At 59.6% G+C, this 16297-nt stretch carries 9 protein-coding genes; 5 read left to right on the forward strand and 4 right to left on the reverse strand.

The window, feature by feature from the left end:
• The first annotated feature begins 1 nt into the window (after position 1).
• Positions 2 to 223 carry a DUF350 domain-containing protein gene (locus JNL31_RS11930; RefSeq protein WP_294973510.1) on the forward strand — a complete coding sequence of 74 codons (222 nt, stop codon included), beginning with the start codon at positions 2 to 4 and terminating at the stop codon, positions 221 to 223.
• Positions 220 to 1758 (forward strand): polyamine aminopropyltransferase, encoded by a 1539-nt coding sequence (locus tag JNL31_RS11935; RefSeq protein ID WP_294973512.1) that lies wholly within the window; start codon positions 220 to 222, stop codon positions 1756 to 1758. The genes JNL31_RS11930 and JNL31_RS11935 overlap by 4 nt, the downstream gene beginning before the upstream one ends.
• On the opposite strand, the gene speD is transcribed toward JNL31_RS11935, so the two are convergent.
• From speD to JNL31_RS11950, 3 genes are all read right to left on the reverse strand, one after another.
• Positions 1725 to 2099, reverse strand: coding sequence for an adenosylmethionine decarboxylase (speD, locus tag JNL31_RS11940; RefSeq protein ID WP_294973513.1), 375 nt, complete (start codon positions 2097 to 2099; stop codon positions 1725 to 1727). The genes JNL31_RS11935 and speD overlap by 34 nt on opposite strands.
• Positions 2100 to 2445: 346 nt before the next feature.
• On the reverse strand, positions 2446 to 4494 hold the full coding sequence (locus JNL31_RS11945; protein WP_294973514.1) for an acetate--CoA ligase family protein: 2049 nt from the start codon (positions 4492 to 4494) through the stop codon (positions 2446 to 2448).
• Between the two features lie 3 nt (positions 4495 to 4497).
• Positions 4498 to 5319, reverse strand: coding sequence for an enoyl-CoA hydratase-related protein (locus JNL31_RS11950; protein ID WP_294973516.1), 822 nt, complete (start codon positions 5317 to 5319; stop codon positions 4498 to 4500).
• Positions 5320 to 5419: 100 nt separating this feature from the next.
• On the opposite strand from JNL31_RS11950, the gene JNL31_RS11955 reads away from it, so the two are divergent.
• The 3 genes from JNL31_RS11955 to JNL31_RS11965 all read left to right on the forward strand — a co-directional run bounded on the left by JNL31_RS11955 (position 5420) and on the right by JNL31_RS11965 (position 15778).
• A complete protein-coding gene (locus tag JNL31_RS11955; protein ID WP_294973517.1) occupies positions 5420 to 6343 on the forward strand; it encodes a LysR substrate-binding domain-containing protein in 924 nt (307 codons plus the stop codon).
• Positions 6344 to 7217: 874 nt separating this feature from the next.
• Positions 7218 to 11924, forward strand: coding sequence for a DEAD/DEAH box helicase family protein (locus JNL31_RS11960; protein WP_294973519.1), 4707 nt, complete (start codon positions 7218 to 7220; stop codon positions 11922 to 11924).
• Positions 11925 to 12193: 269 nt separating this feature from the next.
• A complete protein-coding gene (locus JNL31_RS11965; protein ID WP_294973520.1) occupies positions 12194 to 15778 on the forward strand; it encodes an ATP-dependent RecD-like DNA helicase in 3585 nt (1194 codons plus the stop codon).
• Positions 15779 to 15818: 40 nt separating this feature from the next.
• On the opposite strand, the gene JNL31_RS11970 is transcribed toward JNL31_RS11965, so the two are convergent.
• Positions 15819 to 15983 carry a hypothetical protein gene (locus JNL31_RS11970; protein WP_294973521.1) on the reverse strand — a complete coding sequence of 55 codons (165 nt, stop codon included), beginning with the start codon at positions 15981 to 15983 and terminating at the stop codon, positions 15819 to 15821.
• Between the last annotated feature and the right edge of the window lie 314 nt (positions 15984 to 16297).

A 16297-nucleotide genomic window follows, 5' to 3' on the forward strand; every position in this document is an offset into this window, starting at 1 on the left:
GATGTTCGAAGCAATCCAACTTGCCGAAGTCGTCAGCACGATCTTCTACACTGTCCTTGGCGTCTGCCTGATGGCGCTGTTCTGGTGGCTCCTGACCCGCATGGCGCCGTTTTCTGTCATGCGCGAAATCGAGCATGACCAGAACATTGCTCTGGCCATCCTGATTGGAGCGATCTTCCTGTCCCTGGCCATCATCATCGCTGCGGTTCTGCACTCGTCATGATCCGGGAAGGCAGCGGCCAGCGCGAGGTCTGGCTCCTGGTTGCGACCTTTCTGGTAGCCCTCGCCGGACTGATCTACGAGCTGATCGGGGCGACGCTCTCCAGCTACCTCTTGGGCGATTCCGTCCGGCAGTTCTCCTTCGTGATCGGCATCTACCTTGCGGCCATGGGACTGGGCGCCTGGGTGTCACGCTTTGTCTCGGACACGCTGGCAGGGTTCATCTGGGCGCAAATTGCTCTTGGAATCTTCGGCGGATTCATGGCGCCAATCCTGTTCTTCTCCTACGCGTTCATGGGCGAGGTCAGCCTTCCGCTCCTCCTGAATCTTGTCATCGTGGGCTCGCTGGCGGGTATGGAACTGCCGCTGATTGCGCGCCTGCTGAAAGAGATCGGCCTACCTCAGTTCCGCTTCGAGAATGTGCTGAGCTTTGACTATGTTGGCGCCCTGGTCGCCTCGCTGATCTTTCCTCTGCTGATCGTGCCACAGCTAGGCCTCATGTCGGCAAGCCTTGCCTTTGGGGCGCTGAATCTCGGCGTGGCGGGGCTCTCGCTCTGGGTCTTTCCGCAGGCAGCGAAGAAAGGCACCGTTGTCGCGTTGGGATTGGCCATGGCCGCAACGCTGACGGCCCTTGTCTACTCCGAACGCCTGGTCTCGGTCAGCGAAGCGGCACTCTTCGAGGATGACGTGGTCCTATCGCAGGACACCTCTTATCAGCACATCACGCTAACCCGGTTCCGCGACCGCTTGCGGCTGTTCCTCGACAACTCCATCCAGTTCGATAGCCAGGACGAGTACCGCTATCACGAGATGCTGGTCCACCCGACCATGACCCTTGCGCCACGGCGCGCGCAAGTGTTGATCCTGGGCGGGGGCGATGGGCTTGCCGCGCGCGAGGTATTCCGCCACCCCGACGTCCAGGCGGTGACGCTGGTGGACCTCGACCCCGGGGTTACCGAACTCTTCCGGTCCCATCGCGACCTCGTGGCCTTGAACGGAGCTGCGCTGAACGATCCGCGACTGACCATCGTGAACATGGACGCCTGGAAGTATCTGGAAATCGCGCAGGAAAGTTTCGACGTGATCATCGCCGACCTGCCTGACCCGAAATCCATCGCACTGTCGAAGCTGTATTCGGCCGAATTCTATGCGCTTGCCGTCCAGCACCTCTCGGCGCAAGGGGTAATGGTCGTGCAGTCCGGCTCGCCGCTCTTTGCCCGGCAGGCGTTTTGGTCGGTGGCCCATACGATTGCCGCAACACGCAATCCGGTGGCGCCAGGCCAGAACCTTTGGACCCTGACCTATCACACCTGGGTGCCAAGCTTCGGCGACTGGGGATTCGTCATGGCGGCGCTCCGCTCGCCATCCGACCGACCGCTTTCTCTGCCCGAGGGCCTGCGCTACCTGACGCCCGAGATCTGGGCCCAGGCACAGGTCTTCGCCCCCGATAGCTCCGACATTCCTGCCGAGCTAAATTCGATCCGGAGCCATGCGCTCGTTGGCTTCTACAATGCCGGCTGGGACGCCTGGTTTCGCTGACCGCGCGCCGTGCGGGTGACACGGCAGCTTGCCGGGGCCAGCGCGGTCTCCAGGGCCCGGGCCGCCGCCTCAATGTCAGCAGATCCGCACATGAAGATGTCCAGCGCGGCGAAGTTCAGCTCGGGCCAAGTATGGACCGAGATATGGCTTTCCGCCAAAAGCAGCACCCCAGTTACTCCACCTCCCTCGGGAAAGTCATGCAGCTGCGCCGACAACACTCGTGCGCCCGCTGCATTGGCCGCCGCGCGCATCGCCAATTCGAGCGCCGCCGCATCTTGCAGATGCTTTGCGCCATACATGTCCAGCAATAGGTGCCATCCCGGCACTGGCAACGAAGTCATGGCCGGAGATTGGCTGATCCAGCAGCCAGCGCAAGGGTTCTGCCAGAGAAAAGTGGGAGCTCGTCGTCGGGCGTCCGCAACCTTCTCGCAAGTTGATCTGGTGTCGGACCTGCCCCCCGGAAGTTCCCCCGCCGTGATGTTTCTGGGTTGGTCGATTCCAAGCACTGGTCCTGTCAGAACAGATGCAGCGGCTCCTTTTCTATGATCCGGTGCCGTGCAGCCTCAGACAAATCTCTTTGAAAGCTTGGCTGTTGCCCCGCTTGCCGCTGCGAGTGTCACCCTTGAAGCTCCCTCACGCCTCTAGCGACTCGCTTCGTCTGGCAAGACCTGCAGGACGGACCGGAGATCAGATCTTTCGAGCTATGATCAACGCGTCGACGGCCTGGGAACCCGTGGCAGTAACGATGACCGGGTTCACTTCCATTTCAGAGATCTGCACGGCCAAGGCGGCGCTGGCTCGTGAGAAGGCGCTGAGTGCCTGGGCGGCGGCAGCCAGGTCGCGGGGTGGTTCGCCGCGCACGCCTTCCATCAGCCGGGCAACACGCAGGCGACGAATCATCGCCTCGGCCTTGGCGGTCCCGAAAGGGGCGCGCGCAACCTGCCGCTCGTCAAACAGTTCGACCAGAATTCCGCCGGGTGCCACCATGACCAGCGGGCCGAAGTCTTGGTCGACGACGCAGCCAAAGGCAAGCTCGATACCCTTCTCCGCCATCTTCTGCACGATCACGCGAGGCCCAAGGCGTGCCGACAAGTCAGCGTAAGCGTCGAGCAAACCGTCAGTATCCCGAAGGTGCAGGACAACACCTCCGGCATCGCTCTTGTGGTCGATGCCGGGGGCGGCGGTTTTCAGGGCCAGGGGGAAGCCAATCTCGCCTGCGGCGGTCTGGACGGCCTCGGCTGTGTCGCAGACTCGGCATTCGACGGTCGGCAAACCAAAGCCGCGCAACAGTGCCAGGCTGGAAGCTTCGTCAAGTTGTTCCGGCAGAGCAACGCCCGTGGTTGTGACCGTATCCGGCGCGCAAGCATTCCAGTCTGCCCAACCCTGCAAGTTGCGTGCCGCCGCCAGCATCATCTTTGCGCCGTTCATGACCGGTAGGCCGAGATCGGCCAGCTCGTCAGCCAGACGGCGGTTATGCGTCAGGCCAAAGCTGGCATAGAGGAAACAGGGCTTGTCGGTCAGACGGGGAAGGGCTTTCGCCAGGGTAAGCAGCCGATCCTCATAGATATAGTCGTCGCGGACATCGGCCTCGAGCCCAAGCATCGACACTTCCGGCGCCGCAGAAAGCAGCCTCAGGCCAGTTTCGAAGGTCTTTGCGAAGTCGTCCGTCAGGTCGGCAGCGCAGTCAAGCGGGTTGGACGGTTCAAGGTCAGGCGGCAATTGGGCCCGCAGCGCTTGGCGGGTGGACGCAGATAGCCGGGCCAGCGGAGTGCCGCTCTCCACCGCAAGATCAACCTGCAGTTCCCGCAACCCGCCACTGTCCGTGACCAGACCGAGCCCGCCCGGACCGGGCACTCGCCCTGTCGCGCACAGAAGTGCGGTACTCATCATCTCGTCCACGCTGTCGACCACGATCGCACCGCATTCTTCGAACACCGCGGCGTAAGCTGCATTCGACCCCACGAGTGCCCCGGTATGCGACCGCGCGAGCCGGGCGCTTTCCTCGGTGCGTCCGACCTTGCATACCACGACCGGGATTCCCCGCGCCCGTGCCGCCTTCAGGCTGTCGATCAATCCTTGCGGATTGCGCGCTGCTTCCATGAAGAGCGCAATGGCGCGGGTCGTGTTCCGACTGGTGGCAAAGGCGATGTACTCGTCGATACCTGCCCCGATTTCCTGTCCCGGCGAGACCATCAGATCAAAGCGGAAGCGTGGGTCGTTCATGCCAAGGACGGTGAACACGCTGCCAGAATGGGCGATCAGGGATATTCCGCCAGATTTCAGGTGGCCGGCCGGGTAGAAACTGGCCACAGCGCCCGAGCGGGTGTTGATGAAGCCCATTCCCGACCCGCCGCATACTGGAATATCGGCCTCTGCTGCGATAGCCCGCAGCCGCGGAAGCAAAAGGTGGCCATTCGCAGTCTCGCCATGGCAACTGTCAAAGATCACTGCGGATCGCGCACCCTTCGCGATTGCATCCAGCAGCGCGCGCTCCAGGTTGGCACCGCCCACGCCCAACACGGCAACGTCCGGAACATGGTCCAGGTCAGCCAGGCTTGGCAGTGCCGTCCGACCGCAGATCTCGCCGCCCCTCGGATTGACGAAGGTGATCTGTCCCGGAAATCGCGCCGACATGGTCGCCTTGGCCAGACGGGTACCAAAGGAACCGGGCCGTGCAGATGCGCCGACCACGACCATCGACTGCGCATCCAACATCGGGGAAAGTCGATGGGTCACGATCTACCCCTTGAATGCCGGATCGCGCTTCTCCGCAAAGGCGACTGACCCCTCGCGGAAATCGTCGGACCGGATCATCTGCTCGTAATGCGGCATGTCGCTGCGACCAACCCAGGCACGGCGGACCGCCGCATGCGCCTCTTCGACCGAGACATGGGCATAGCGGCGCATGTATTCCTTCAGCGCGACCGCGACCAGCGGGGCGCCCTGGGCAATGATGGCAGCGACGGTGCGGGCGTGTTCCAGCAGTTGGTCGGCCGGTACGACATCGCGCACAAGGCCCCAGTGTTTCGCCTCGTCTGCAAACATCTTCCGGCCGGTCAGGATCAGCTCCATGGTCACGTTGAAGGGAATGCGGTGATGCAGCTTCTGGATCGCACCGCCGTCGGGCAGGAAGCCGCGCTGCATTTCCGGCAGCCAGAAGTAGGCATCCTCGGAACAGACGATGACATCGCCGCCGAGGGCCAGTTCCAACCCGCCACCGATTGCTCCACCAGCGACTGCAACGACGACGGGTTTGTATAGTCCGAAGTACTCCGGCAAACCACCCAGACCGCCCGGCCCGAGGTCGAAGCCTGTCTCGTCGTTCTGGCTTTCACCGGCTGCGAAGGCTTTCAGATCCCAACCGGCCGAGAAGATGTTCTTGGCATTGCCCTCGCTGTAGAGAAGCCCGACCCGAAGGCTGTCATCCTCGTTCAACCGCTTGAAAGCGTCATACATCTGTCGGCTGAGGGTGAGATTGATCGCGTTGACCGGCGGGCGGGCCATGGCGACTTCCATGACGGCACCGCTGACCATCACATTCACCTGGCGTGTTTCACTCATCTTGGGTTGCCCGAGCATATGTCCAATACCCCTATTTCCACGAGCAAACGCAGCTGGCACAATCTCGGATCGAGTCATTCTGTCATGAAGGAAATTCATGTTGAGATACTGGAAGGACATACCGCCGCTGAAATCGCTATTGGCGCTTGAAGCGGTCGCCCGGCACGCCAGCTTTTCACAAGCGGCGGAAGAATTGAATGTCAGCCAGTCCGCCATCAGCCACGCGGTCAACACGGCGGAATCCTTCCTGGGGGCGGTTCTGGTCGACCGCACGACCCGGCCGGTCAGTCTTACGGCAGACGGTCGGACCTACATCGCGACGCTGGCAAGCTGCCTGACCCAGCTTGCCACTCAGGGCCGCGCGCTGCGCCCGGTGAAACCACGCAACACGCTGACGATCTCCTGCAACCTCGCCTATGGAAACTACTGGCTGATGCCGCGCCTGAAGTCCTTTCACGAGACCTGGCCAGATCTTCAGGTCAATCTTGTGACGACATACCAGGGACTTGCCTCACTGGACGACGGCATAGACATCGCCGTGCGTTTTGGCGATGGCAACTGGCCGGGCTGCATCTCGCATCTGTTGCTCCGCGAACGTATCCTGCCAGTGGCGACTCCGGACTACATTGCCCGGCACGGGAAAGTGCGGGAGCCGTGCGACCTTCTGGTCCACAACCTTCTGCACGCCGTATCGGTGGAACGGTCCTGGTATGACTGGACACAATGGTTTGAGCACTTTGGCATTCAGAGCCCTGCCTTGCCGGGGCCAAGTTTCGACAACCACCTCTTGATGATGCAGGCCGCACTCGCCGGGCGGGGCGTCGCCCTGGGCTGGGTTGGCACAGCATCAGACTTTCTCCAACATGGGCAGTTGGTCAAAGTTCTGGATCAACCTGTCATTCTGCCCACTGGTCTCTATGCCGTCACCCGCGCGGGGCGCGATCCTCACGTCGCGCCCTTTATCGAGTGGATCACGGCTATGGCGACCGCGGAGGCGGAAGGGATCACCTGCCCCTTCCTTTAACAGACAAGAACCCTCTGGCGCTGGATTGGAAAGAGATACAATCCTGTCCGCTATCGGCCCGCAGCTGCCTCTCGATGGTCGACAGTTCAATTGCGGCTTCGCGCCCAAGTACCGGCTTGCCGGTGCCGCTCGTGCGGCAACAAATCCTGGATGCTCCGCTCCTGCCGAAGTTCGAGCCGTGCGCCAGCAAGCCAAGGCCGATCTTCACAGAGGGACCCGCAGATCGGGACATCAAGTCATTCCAGCCAGTACAGTCAGCACCGGCCTGTTCTTGGGGTGCTGCTTCCCTGATCTGGCAAATTTGCTTCCCTGATATGCCGATTGGTTTCCCTGTTCCCGGCGAGCAGCGAAGTTGCTCGTAAGTTACGGAATAGGCGCGGTGCTTCAGGACGAAAGGCGCCCGAAGGGCCCGCAAACTTCGACTTTCCCCGTCATTTCCCTGTTCTTGCGATCGAGGCAACCGGAACGGGGCTTGGTGTCAGCAGAGACTCGATTGGTGTTCTGCGGGATTATTGGTAGCGAATGGCGTCTCCCTCGCGAATTGACCATGGCAACCCCCGAAAAGGGGGGCAAATATCCTGGTGGAACGGAAAGAGCAGAATAATCGAGGGGTGGCTGGCGGAGGGGATGGGCCTGACATCCAACCTTCTCCGTCTGCTAAGTCATTGATTTGCAATGACACACCTTAGTCCAATTCTGAGCTTCACTCTGCGGCTGACATAGTTTGCTGCGCCCAAAACGCTGAACGAAAACAGCCGCGATGCTCTCATAAGTTGTTGTAGATCGCCCGACCTCGCGGCTAGTCTGTTCTTCGTGAAAAGGGCGTTCTGGAACATTTAACGCGGATGTTCCCATTTGATTTCTTGAGGCGTGCATGGATGTTCGCAACCACGAAACCGAACTGAAGCAGCTCGCCGAGTTCGTTCACGACGAGTGCCGGAAGCGCCTTAAGGCCTACGAAGCGCAGCCGCGAGACGCGGCCGAGCATTTCGAGACCGAGAACGAAGTTCTGTCTGGGGGATACGCATACCGTCAGTTGTACGAACTGGTGCAGAACGCAGCCGACGCGATCCTCGAGGCCGCGGAGCCGCAAGGACGAATTCACGTCCTTCTCTCCCCTCACCGGCTTGAGGCAGCCAACACCGGGGCCGCTCTGGACGAACCGGGGATTGTTGCGCTTCTTAATGCGCGCAGCTCACCAAAGCGCGGCAATCAGATCGGTAGATTTGGGATCGGGTTCAAGTCGCTGCTCAAACTGGGCGGTCGCGTTGACCTGACATCCAAATCAGTAGGACTGCGCTTCGACCCCGAAGCCTGCCGTGATCGCATTCGTGGACATCTTGGTTTTGGCAAGAGCGCACCCGCCCCCGGCATGCGACTTGCCGAGGTACTGGACCCATCTGCCGAAAGCAGTCCACTGTTCAGTACAAACAAGTGGAGCTGGGCGACCACGGTCGTCTCGGCGGAGATATCGGATGACGCAGCATTTGATCGACTGAGCCAGGAAATTGCCGATTTTCCGGCAGAGTTCCTGTTGTTCTTACCCTCGGCTATCACCCTCGAGCTTGAAGTTGAAGGCGCTGCACCCCGTCTCTTGACGAAACGGTTTGAAGACGGTTTTGCCGTTGTGGGCGATGGAACCAATGAGGCCCGTTGGAAGATATTCGAGACTTCGGTCAAGGTCGACAGCGAGGCTGCGCGCTCCGATGCAACTCACATCCAGGCGAGGGAACAGGTGCCATTGGCTTGGGCAGTGCCGGTCGGTGGTCGTGAACAGGCTGGTCGCTTCTGGGCGTTTTTCCCGACCGAAACGCAGAGCCGAACTTCGGGCATCCTTAATGCTCCCTGGAAGCTCAACAGCGACAGGACCAACCTGATCAGGGGACCATGGAACGAAGCGATAATGCAGGCAGCCGCTGATCTGATCAGCGGCTCACTCACTGCGCTATCGACACCCGAGGACTGCGGGGCCGCAGTAAGTGCGTTCCCGCGTCAACCGGAACGGCAGGACGAAATCGCCGTCCCCCTTGTTCGGTCTCTTTGGGACAAGATCGTTTCGTCCGAGGTCCTGCCTGACGTGAACGGTATCCCGCGCAACCCAAGCAAGCTCGTTCGGCATTTTGTTGAGAACACGGAAATCTGCAGATCCTGGGCCGACCTAGCAGGCGCGGATGCGAGAGAACGTTATCTGCATCCAGACTGCTACTCCTCCGAGGCAAGGGTCTCGCGTTTGAAGGCGCTCGTCGAGGAAGCAAGACGCCGGGAGATGCAGGTCCTCGCGAAGCCCCCCGCCGATGAATGGCTGAACTGCGTCGCGAATACCGATCTCGCTCTGGCGAGAAATGCCTTGGCGTTCGTTGGCCGCCTCCTGCAGGAAGGCTATAAGCACGGGTTGTTCAGCGTTCCTGAGGCCCGCCTGATCCCAACTACTGAGGGGAGGCTGGCCACCCCCTACGAGGCAGTCATCGTATCCGGATCGGCTCCTCCCGCAGGCTTCCGAGCAGTCGCTGAAGAAATCGCTTCGGACAAACAGAGCCGAGACATCCTGATAAATCAGTTGCACGTCACCGAACTGGCGGCAGCGGCATGGTCCGACATCCTGGAAACATCTCTGACGACAGCGGAGGAATCAGATCAGCCTGAAGACTGGGAGAACTTCTGGCACAACATTGCCTCTGCACCGCAGGAGGCGAGGCAAGAATACATTGATGACCTTGATCTGGATCGGCTCAAGTTTCGTGCGACTTCGGGAAAGTGGACAAGCCGGAACCTATTGATCGTACGGGAGAACCCAGAGGGTTTTCCCCAGGACCATGTCATGAGTCCGCAGTTCTCGCAGGAGATCAAAGCCACGGCTCCAAATGAATGGCTGACGGAATTCCCCTGTGCCGAGGAGTCTGTGGATCGGGGCGATCCAAATCTAACGGACTACTTCCGCTTGTTGAGTCCTGCCTTCGATGAAATCTGCAGGAAGCACTCTGGCAGCACGCCGCGATACTTGCCCAAAACTTCCAGCTACTCGCTTCGAATGCCAGCCGGCTGGCGGCTTCTCCCTTTGCTGCCTGCAGCAAGCTCCGCTAAATTGAGCCAGGTGCTCTTGAGTGCAATCACGCAAACTGCCGAAAGTGCGTTCAAAGTTACTATCGTCCACCCGACACGTCCGGATTCATACCCAAAGGTGACAGCGCCGCATCCGATCTACTTCTGGCTCACGGAGCATGGACGGATACGTGTCGGCAATCTCGTGGTGCCGTTGAAGTGCATCTCCCCCAAAATCTCTAGAGCCCTGGTTGGAGCTGAAGTCTCCGGCCTTAAGGCTGTAGACGGCTTTCTCCAAGAGAGAGACGCTGAGACGGACCTAGGATCACGCCTTGCTTGGCAAAGGTCCAAATTCACGCGCGAAGCCGCTGCGCGTTTCTGGGAAGAGGTGTTCAAATCACTCGCGGAGCGAAAAAGCGACTTCAAGGCACTACGGCCAGTTTGGGAGATAGCGCATGCTGACGGAGCTATTCCCGCTACCTTGCCCAGCGCCGACGGCACGCTCCCATTGTCGAAAATCTATGTGACGTCCGATCCGAGCGTAAGTCACGATCTCGACGATGGCAGGATTGTCTTGTTGTCCCAGGATGTTGCTTCGGCATGGGTAGCGGCCGGCGCAATCGAGCTTGGCACTGGACTCTCGATGTCATTCGAGAAGCGTATGTCCGTGCCGTCCTACCTTCTAGATCTTATCCCAGAGTTGGTGGCAGCACCGGAAGGCGCTGAGGCCCTCAGGACGGTACTGGCAGTCTGGGTAACTGGCCTTGAAGAAATCGTAGGGCCCTCGAAGCGAGCGGTCACAGTCGGTATGGACGCCGACGGCGCATTACTCATCGATCGTGAGCAGTTTGGCAGTCGTGGCCGGAAGGAAGGCATCGAACTGGTGCTTCGGTGTCTTGCGCGCCACGGGATCGTCCGGGACGGGGTAGATCTGGAAGAAATCCTTTCCCGGATAATGGATCGGCGGTCAGACGAGGCACGCAAGGCAGTTCGAGATGAAAGAACCCTTGAGCTCAGGTTGCTGAAGGCGATCGGAAGTGATCTCGGGTGCCTCCTCGAGACCCTCACTCCTGCTACCCGTCAAGCCGTTGGGAACGATCTTGATCCGGAGAGCCTTGCCCGACTGGCAATGGCGGTTCACGGACCGACGCTGCTCAGCAAGCTCAGGAACGCACTCGAGCTTCAAGGACTTGCACCTCCCAATCGATGGGGCGGTGAGCAATCGCGCATGTTTGTGCAAGAACTTGGCTTCCCGATTGAGTTTGCTTCTTCGGCCGGCGGCCGCAGAGATGCAGAAGTCTCCGTAAGTGGGCCGATCCACCTTCCAGCGCTTCATGATTACCAGGAAGATATCTTGACGAGCATAGGCACGCTTCTCGGCACAGGCACTGGCCGCCGCCGAGCCGTGGTCAGCCTGCCTACAGGCGGAGGGAAAACGCGTGTTGCTGCTGAGGCTGTCGTGCGGCTCGTCTTGAAGGGAGAGGGACGCCGAATTGCACTCTGGATAGCCCAGACCGATGAACTGTGCGAGCAGGCTGTCCAGGGCTTTCGCCAGCTCTGGGTCAATGTGGGAGAGCCCGGCGAAGATCTTCGTATCGTGCGGCTATGGGGTGGTCAGCGAAACCCGTCACCGCCGGAGGGGGACGAGCCAACCGTAGTGATCGCAAGCATCCAGACCTTGATCAGCCGTAGCGGTCGCCCGGAACTGGCATGGGTCGCTCAAACCGGGATCATCGTCATAGATGAGTGCCATCACGCGATAACCTCGAGCTACACCGACCTGTTGCGATGGCTCGATGTTCAGGTCGGCAGCGAGCGAGCACGGGAGCGTGAAGCGCCCGTTCTCGGCCTCAGCGCAACGCCTTGGCGCGGATACGATGAGGACGAGTCCGAGCGGCTTGCAGCGCGTTTTGACCGTCGCTGGTTTCCGGCCGACCAGCCTGGCCTTCACGACAAGCTCTCCAAGATGGGCGTGCTCGCCGACCGAAGCTATCGCCCCCTTCGTTACGACAGGCCGATTACCCTGACAGAACGCGAACAGCAACACGTCGATACGTTTGGGGAGCTTCCTGACAGCGTCGTGGATCGGATGGGCGAAGACTCCGACCGGAACGATCTGATCATTGATGCAATCGCGAACAGCAAGGCAGAGTCTATCCTCCTCTTCGCCAACTCCGTCGCCCACGCACAGTACCTTGCAGCGAGACTACACTTGGCGGGTTGTCCTGCAGCCGCTGTCAGCGGTCAGACGGACCGACTTGCGAGGCAGCATTTCACGCGACGGTTCCGTGCCGGCGATCTTCGAGTGATCTGCAATCACAGTGTCCTGACGACAGGTTTCGATGCACCAAAGGCGGACATGGTCCTGATCTCAAGGCCCGTTTTTAGTCCTGTTCTTTACATGCAAATGGTGGGCCGCGGTCTTCGGGGCCCAGCGAACGGTGGCACCGCTCACTGTGAAATCATGACAGTGGAAGACAACATACTCAATTTCCGAGATCGCCTTGCATACCACTTCTGTAGGCGCTTTTTTGATGCTTGATGCAGCGCGCGACTGCCCTGCAGGAAGGAATGCCAATGATCGCCGGAGCAAGACGCTTGCCCACCATGCATGTTTCAGTTCGTGTTCCATGGCACGACGGTGGCTGGGCAGGGAAAACTTGCGCAAATCCGCGTGGGAACACGTCCTGCCTGATCCTGCCGAGAGTAGCAGAAAGCAAGGACGACAATTTCGAGACGAGCATCGCTGGTGCCGCTTGGGATCCCGACGGCGCTCGGCTACCGGCATGTGCCGCAGAACGCGGGGCATTCATGGCGCCCTTCGGCTATGCTCGGAAGGTGCGTCATCCCTACAGTCACGACCCTAGATACAAGCACTTCCAGGAAAGCTACTTCCACCATCCGGCCTATTCCGCTGCGGCAGTTCCTTTCGCCTGGATGATGAAGAATTCGGATGACGGGATCCCTGATCGTGCCAAGGCCTACAAGATCGACTTCCGACCCGAACTCGAACCCGACCTCGAATTCGATAAGCTCTGGGTTCAGGAACGCCGGAACCAGCTTGCGATGCTCGACACGTTCTTCGGCGCAATCACACCCGAGGAATCTCTTGTATTCTTCTATGCCAAGCGAACACCGCTGACGGATGACGGGCGGCGAGTCATTGTCGGCATGGGTCGCGTTCTCAAGGTAGACCCTTCTGTCGAGTACATCTATGAGAAGGGCGCGCCATCGGACGCGATGCGCTGTGTCCTGTGGGAGCGCAATCTGCATCATTCGATACGGCCAGACATCAAGGACGGCTTTCTTCTTCCCTATCACGAACTGATTGATCTGGCCGAAAAAGACCCCAGCATCGATGTGTCGAGCCTTGTGCTTCATGCGCCCGAGGAACAATGGGACGCATTCTCAATGGGCACCGAGCATGTGACGCATGATCAAGCGATCACGGTTCTGCTCGCCTGCGCGTCACTGCTTGAGCGGCTTGAACGGGTAGTTCCAGGCAATTGGTCCGCCGCTCGGGGCTGGGTCGACACTCAGCTGAACAGGATCTGGCGGCTTCGGGGTGCCTTTCCCGGCCTTGGCTCAGCACTGACAGCTTTCGGATTGACTCACGGTACTCTCGTCGCACACGCCGTTGGTCAACAGCTGCACGCCGACGGCTCCCAGGAGGTGCGCGATCCTTGGCCGCTCGTTGAAAAAGTGCTTCACGAGCCGACCCTGCTCGCTCTCGATTTGGCAGCGACAATTGGTTCGACCGCGGCAAAACTCTGGGGCAGCCTGAAGCCAGAGCGGCGGGCGCTGCTCAAGCTGCTTGCCAGATTCGAGATTACTGCCGATCAGGCGACCCGGTGGTTTGTAACGGAAGAACGCACGCGGGTTGGCATCACAGCTACCGACGCAGAAATCTTAGCCAACCCGTATATTTGCTTCGAAGACGACCGAGGGCGCATCGACCCAATTTCGGCAGCAGTGATTGATCGTGGACTTTTCCCTGACGCGACAGTCGCGACGGCGGTACCCCTGCCGGACCCCTCCCGCTGTCGGGAAGCTATTGATCCCCGTCGTGGCCGAGCCTTGATGATTTCGACGCTCGATCGCGCAGCGGGTGAAGGGCATACCTTGCTGCCCCAATCTTGGCTCGTGCAACGGGTCCGCGACCTCGATGTCTCACCCCAGTGCGCAATCGGTGCCGATTGGGTCGAAGCATTTGGCACATTCCTAAAGGCCAGGATAGCCGTCTCCCTTATGGCGGATGGCACCCCAGCATGGCAGCTCCAGCAGTATGCAAAGTCACGCGACCTTATATCGGCCCGTGTGAAACGACGCCTTACGGGTAAACGACATCCTGGCGAGCACGACTGGCGAGCACTTATCGACCAACAGCTTCCGCCGTTTGCGGCGGCGAGCGACCCCGAGACGGAGGAGCTTGCGCGGGTCGAAAAAGCCAAGGCGCTAGAGGAGATATTTCGGTCTCGGTTTTCGGTTCTGATTGGGCCTGCTGGTACTGGCAAGACGAGCCTATTGACGGCCCTCCTGTCTTTGCCATCGGTCGCTGCCGGAGGGGTACTCCTGCTCGCCCCGACAGGGAAGGCGCGGGTTCAGATGCAGAGGCGGGCCAAAAATGCGCAGGCCTACACACTTGCGCAGTTCTTGCTGGCACTCGGCCGCTACGACCCACTGACCGGAGCGTATCGAGTTACCGATGACGCCAACCGAGAGCGCGGATTCAAGACTGTAGTCATCGACGAGTGCTCTATGCTGACCGAGGACCAATTGGCGGCGACCCTTGACTCGATCGAGACAACATCGGTCGAACGCTTGATCTTGGTGGGCGATCCAAGACAGCTCCCGCCAATTGGGGCGGGCCGCCCCTTCGTCGACATCGTCCGCTACTTGAACTACGACAGTGCAACGGCGAACAGACAGACGGCGGCGGGATATGCTGAGCTCAAGATGGTGCGTCGGCAAACCGAGCAATCAGTCGCGGCAGGACAGCCGCCAGCAGCACGCGACGACATCATTTTGTCAAGGTGGTTCGGGGGAGAGGCTCCGGATCCTGGTGCTGATGAAGCATGGGATCGTCTAGCGATAGGCAAGGCCATAGGAATTCGAGCGGTTCGTTGGGAGGGCGACGCCGACCTCCAGACAACGCTTCTTGCCGAGGTCAAGGCGACGACGCGGAGCATTTCTCAAAAGAAAGGGTTCGACGATGAGGGGGACGACACCACTTTCGAGATCAGCCTTGGCGGGCGTCCGTTCAAAGAAGTCGTGTACTTCAATCTGTCCCGCCTAGAGAAAGATGCCGAGGGCGCCGAACGGCGCAGTGGAGGTGGCGCTGACGCTGAAACATGGCAAATACTCTCACCAGTGCGCGCTGGTGAGACCGGCGTGGATGGCCTAAACCGCTGGCTTCAGAAAACTTTCCGGCAAAGGGCGCGTGTTTGGGCCACGCCCAATTCTTTTGGCTCGCGTAAGGTCTTTAAACCGTTAGGACCTCAGGGAATTCTTTATGGTGACAAGGTAATCAATCTGATCAACAAAAAGCGATCTTGCTATCCCAAGGTAGCTGACAGCTATTTGGCAAATGGGGAAATTGGAATTGTAATTGGGCAGTACAAGGGTGCGAAAGCATCCTACAAGGGAAGTCCCTGGGAGGCTCAGGTTGAATTTTCGTCGCAGCTCGGCTACCATTTTAGCTTCCAAGCTCGCGATTTTGGTCAAGATGGCGAGTCGCCTTTGGAGCTCGCTTATGCATTGACCATTCACAAGGCCCAAGGCAGCGAATTTGGTACGACTTTCATCGTTATCCCGAATCCCTGTCGGCTTCTTTCACGTGAACTGCTCTACACGGCACTGACGCGCCAACGTGAAGAGGTCGTCCTTTTTCACCAAGGAGACCTTAGAGCTCTTCTGAATCTGTCTCTATCCGAGCATTCCGAGACCGCCCGTCGGCTTACCAATCTGTTTTCCGATCCCAAGCCTGTCGAGCACCTCGGGTCTTTCCTCGAAGAAGGCCTAATTCACCGCACCACGCGTGGCGAGCTAGTGCGCTCAAAATCGGAGGTGATTATTGCCAATCTTCTTCATGGTCTCGGGATCACGTATGCTTATGAACAACCCTTTACCGGGCAGGACGGCAGCGTCCGATACCCTGACTTCACGATCGAAGACGCTGAGACTGGTCGGCGCGTGTTTCTGGAGCACCTTGGGCTGCTGTCTGAACCAGCATATCGACGGCGGTGGCTGGCAAAGTTGAATTGGTATCGCTCTCAGGGGGTGTTGCCGGAAGAAGAGGGTGACGGAGACGCAGGAATTCTAATGACGACCACCGAAGAGAAGGGCATCGACTCTGCGGATATTGAGCAACGGCTGCGCATGCTGCTAGGGCTATAGAGAGGTATGCATTGACGGCACGAAAGAGATTGCTCCCGTATCACTCCTTAGTCCGCCAGCCCCTGTTCGGCGAGCAGTCCCCCACGTTCGTCGAACCGCCGAAGCGGAGCCGGAACAGGAGCACTGCGATTTCAAGGTCGTCGTCGTGCAGCGCCGACCACATCCACGGGCTGACGGCGAAGCCGCCAAGCAGGATGCTGATCACTGACCCTTGGCTCCAATCGTCGGGAACGTCTTAGAATGTGACCGCGAGGCAAACGAGTGCCACGACGAAAGAGATTCTGCGGAGCGTATCGAGACACGGCACCAGCGGCAGGACCGCTGCCTGGGTCTGGCGAGGACGCTCTGCGCATCCAGCGTCGCCACACTGTCAATCGGCGCGCAAAACTGACCCCTTATCGGCGTCCAAAATTGACCCCCCTTGTGGTGTCGAGATCAGGGCCTGAGCCGACGGAGCTGATCACAGAGTGGAGGCGGGTCAGGCCCTGATCGGTGTCATGCGCGGTTTTTGAAGCGCCA

It is taken from the genome of Tabrizicola sp. (assembly GCF_016792905.1).
GTDB lineage: Bacteria > Pseudomonadota > Alphaproteobacteria > Rhodobacterales > Rhodobacteraceae > Tabrizicola.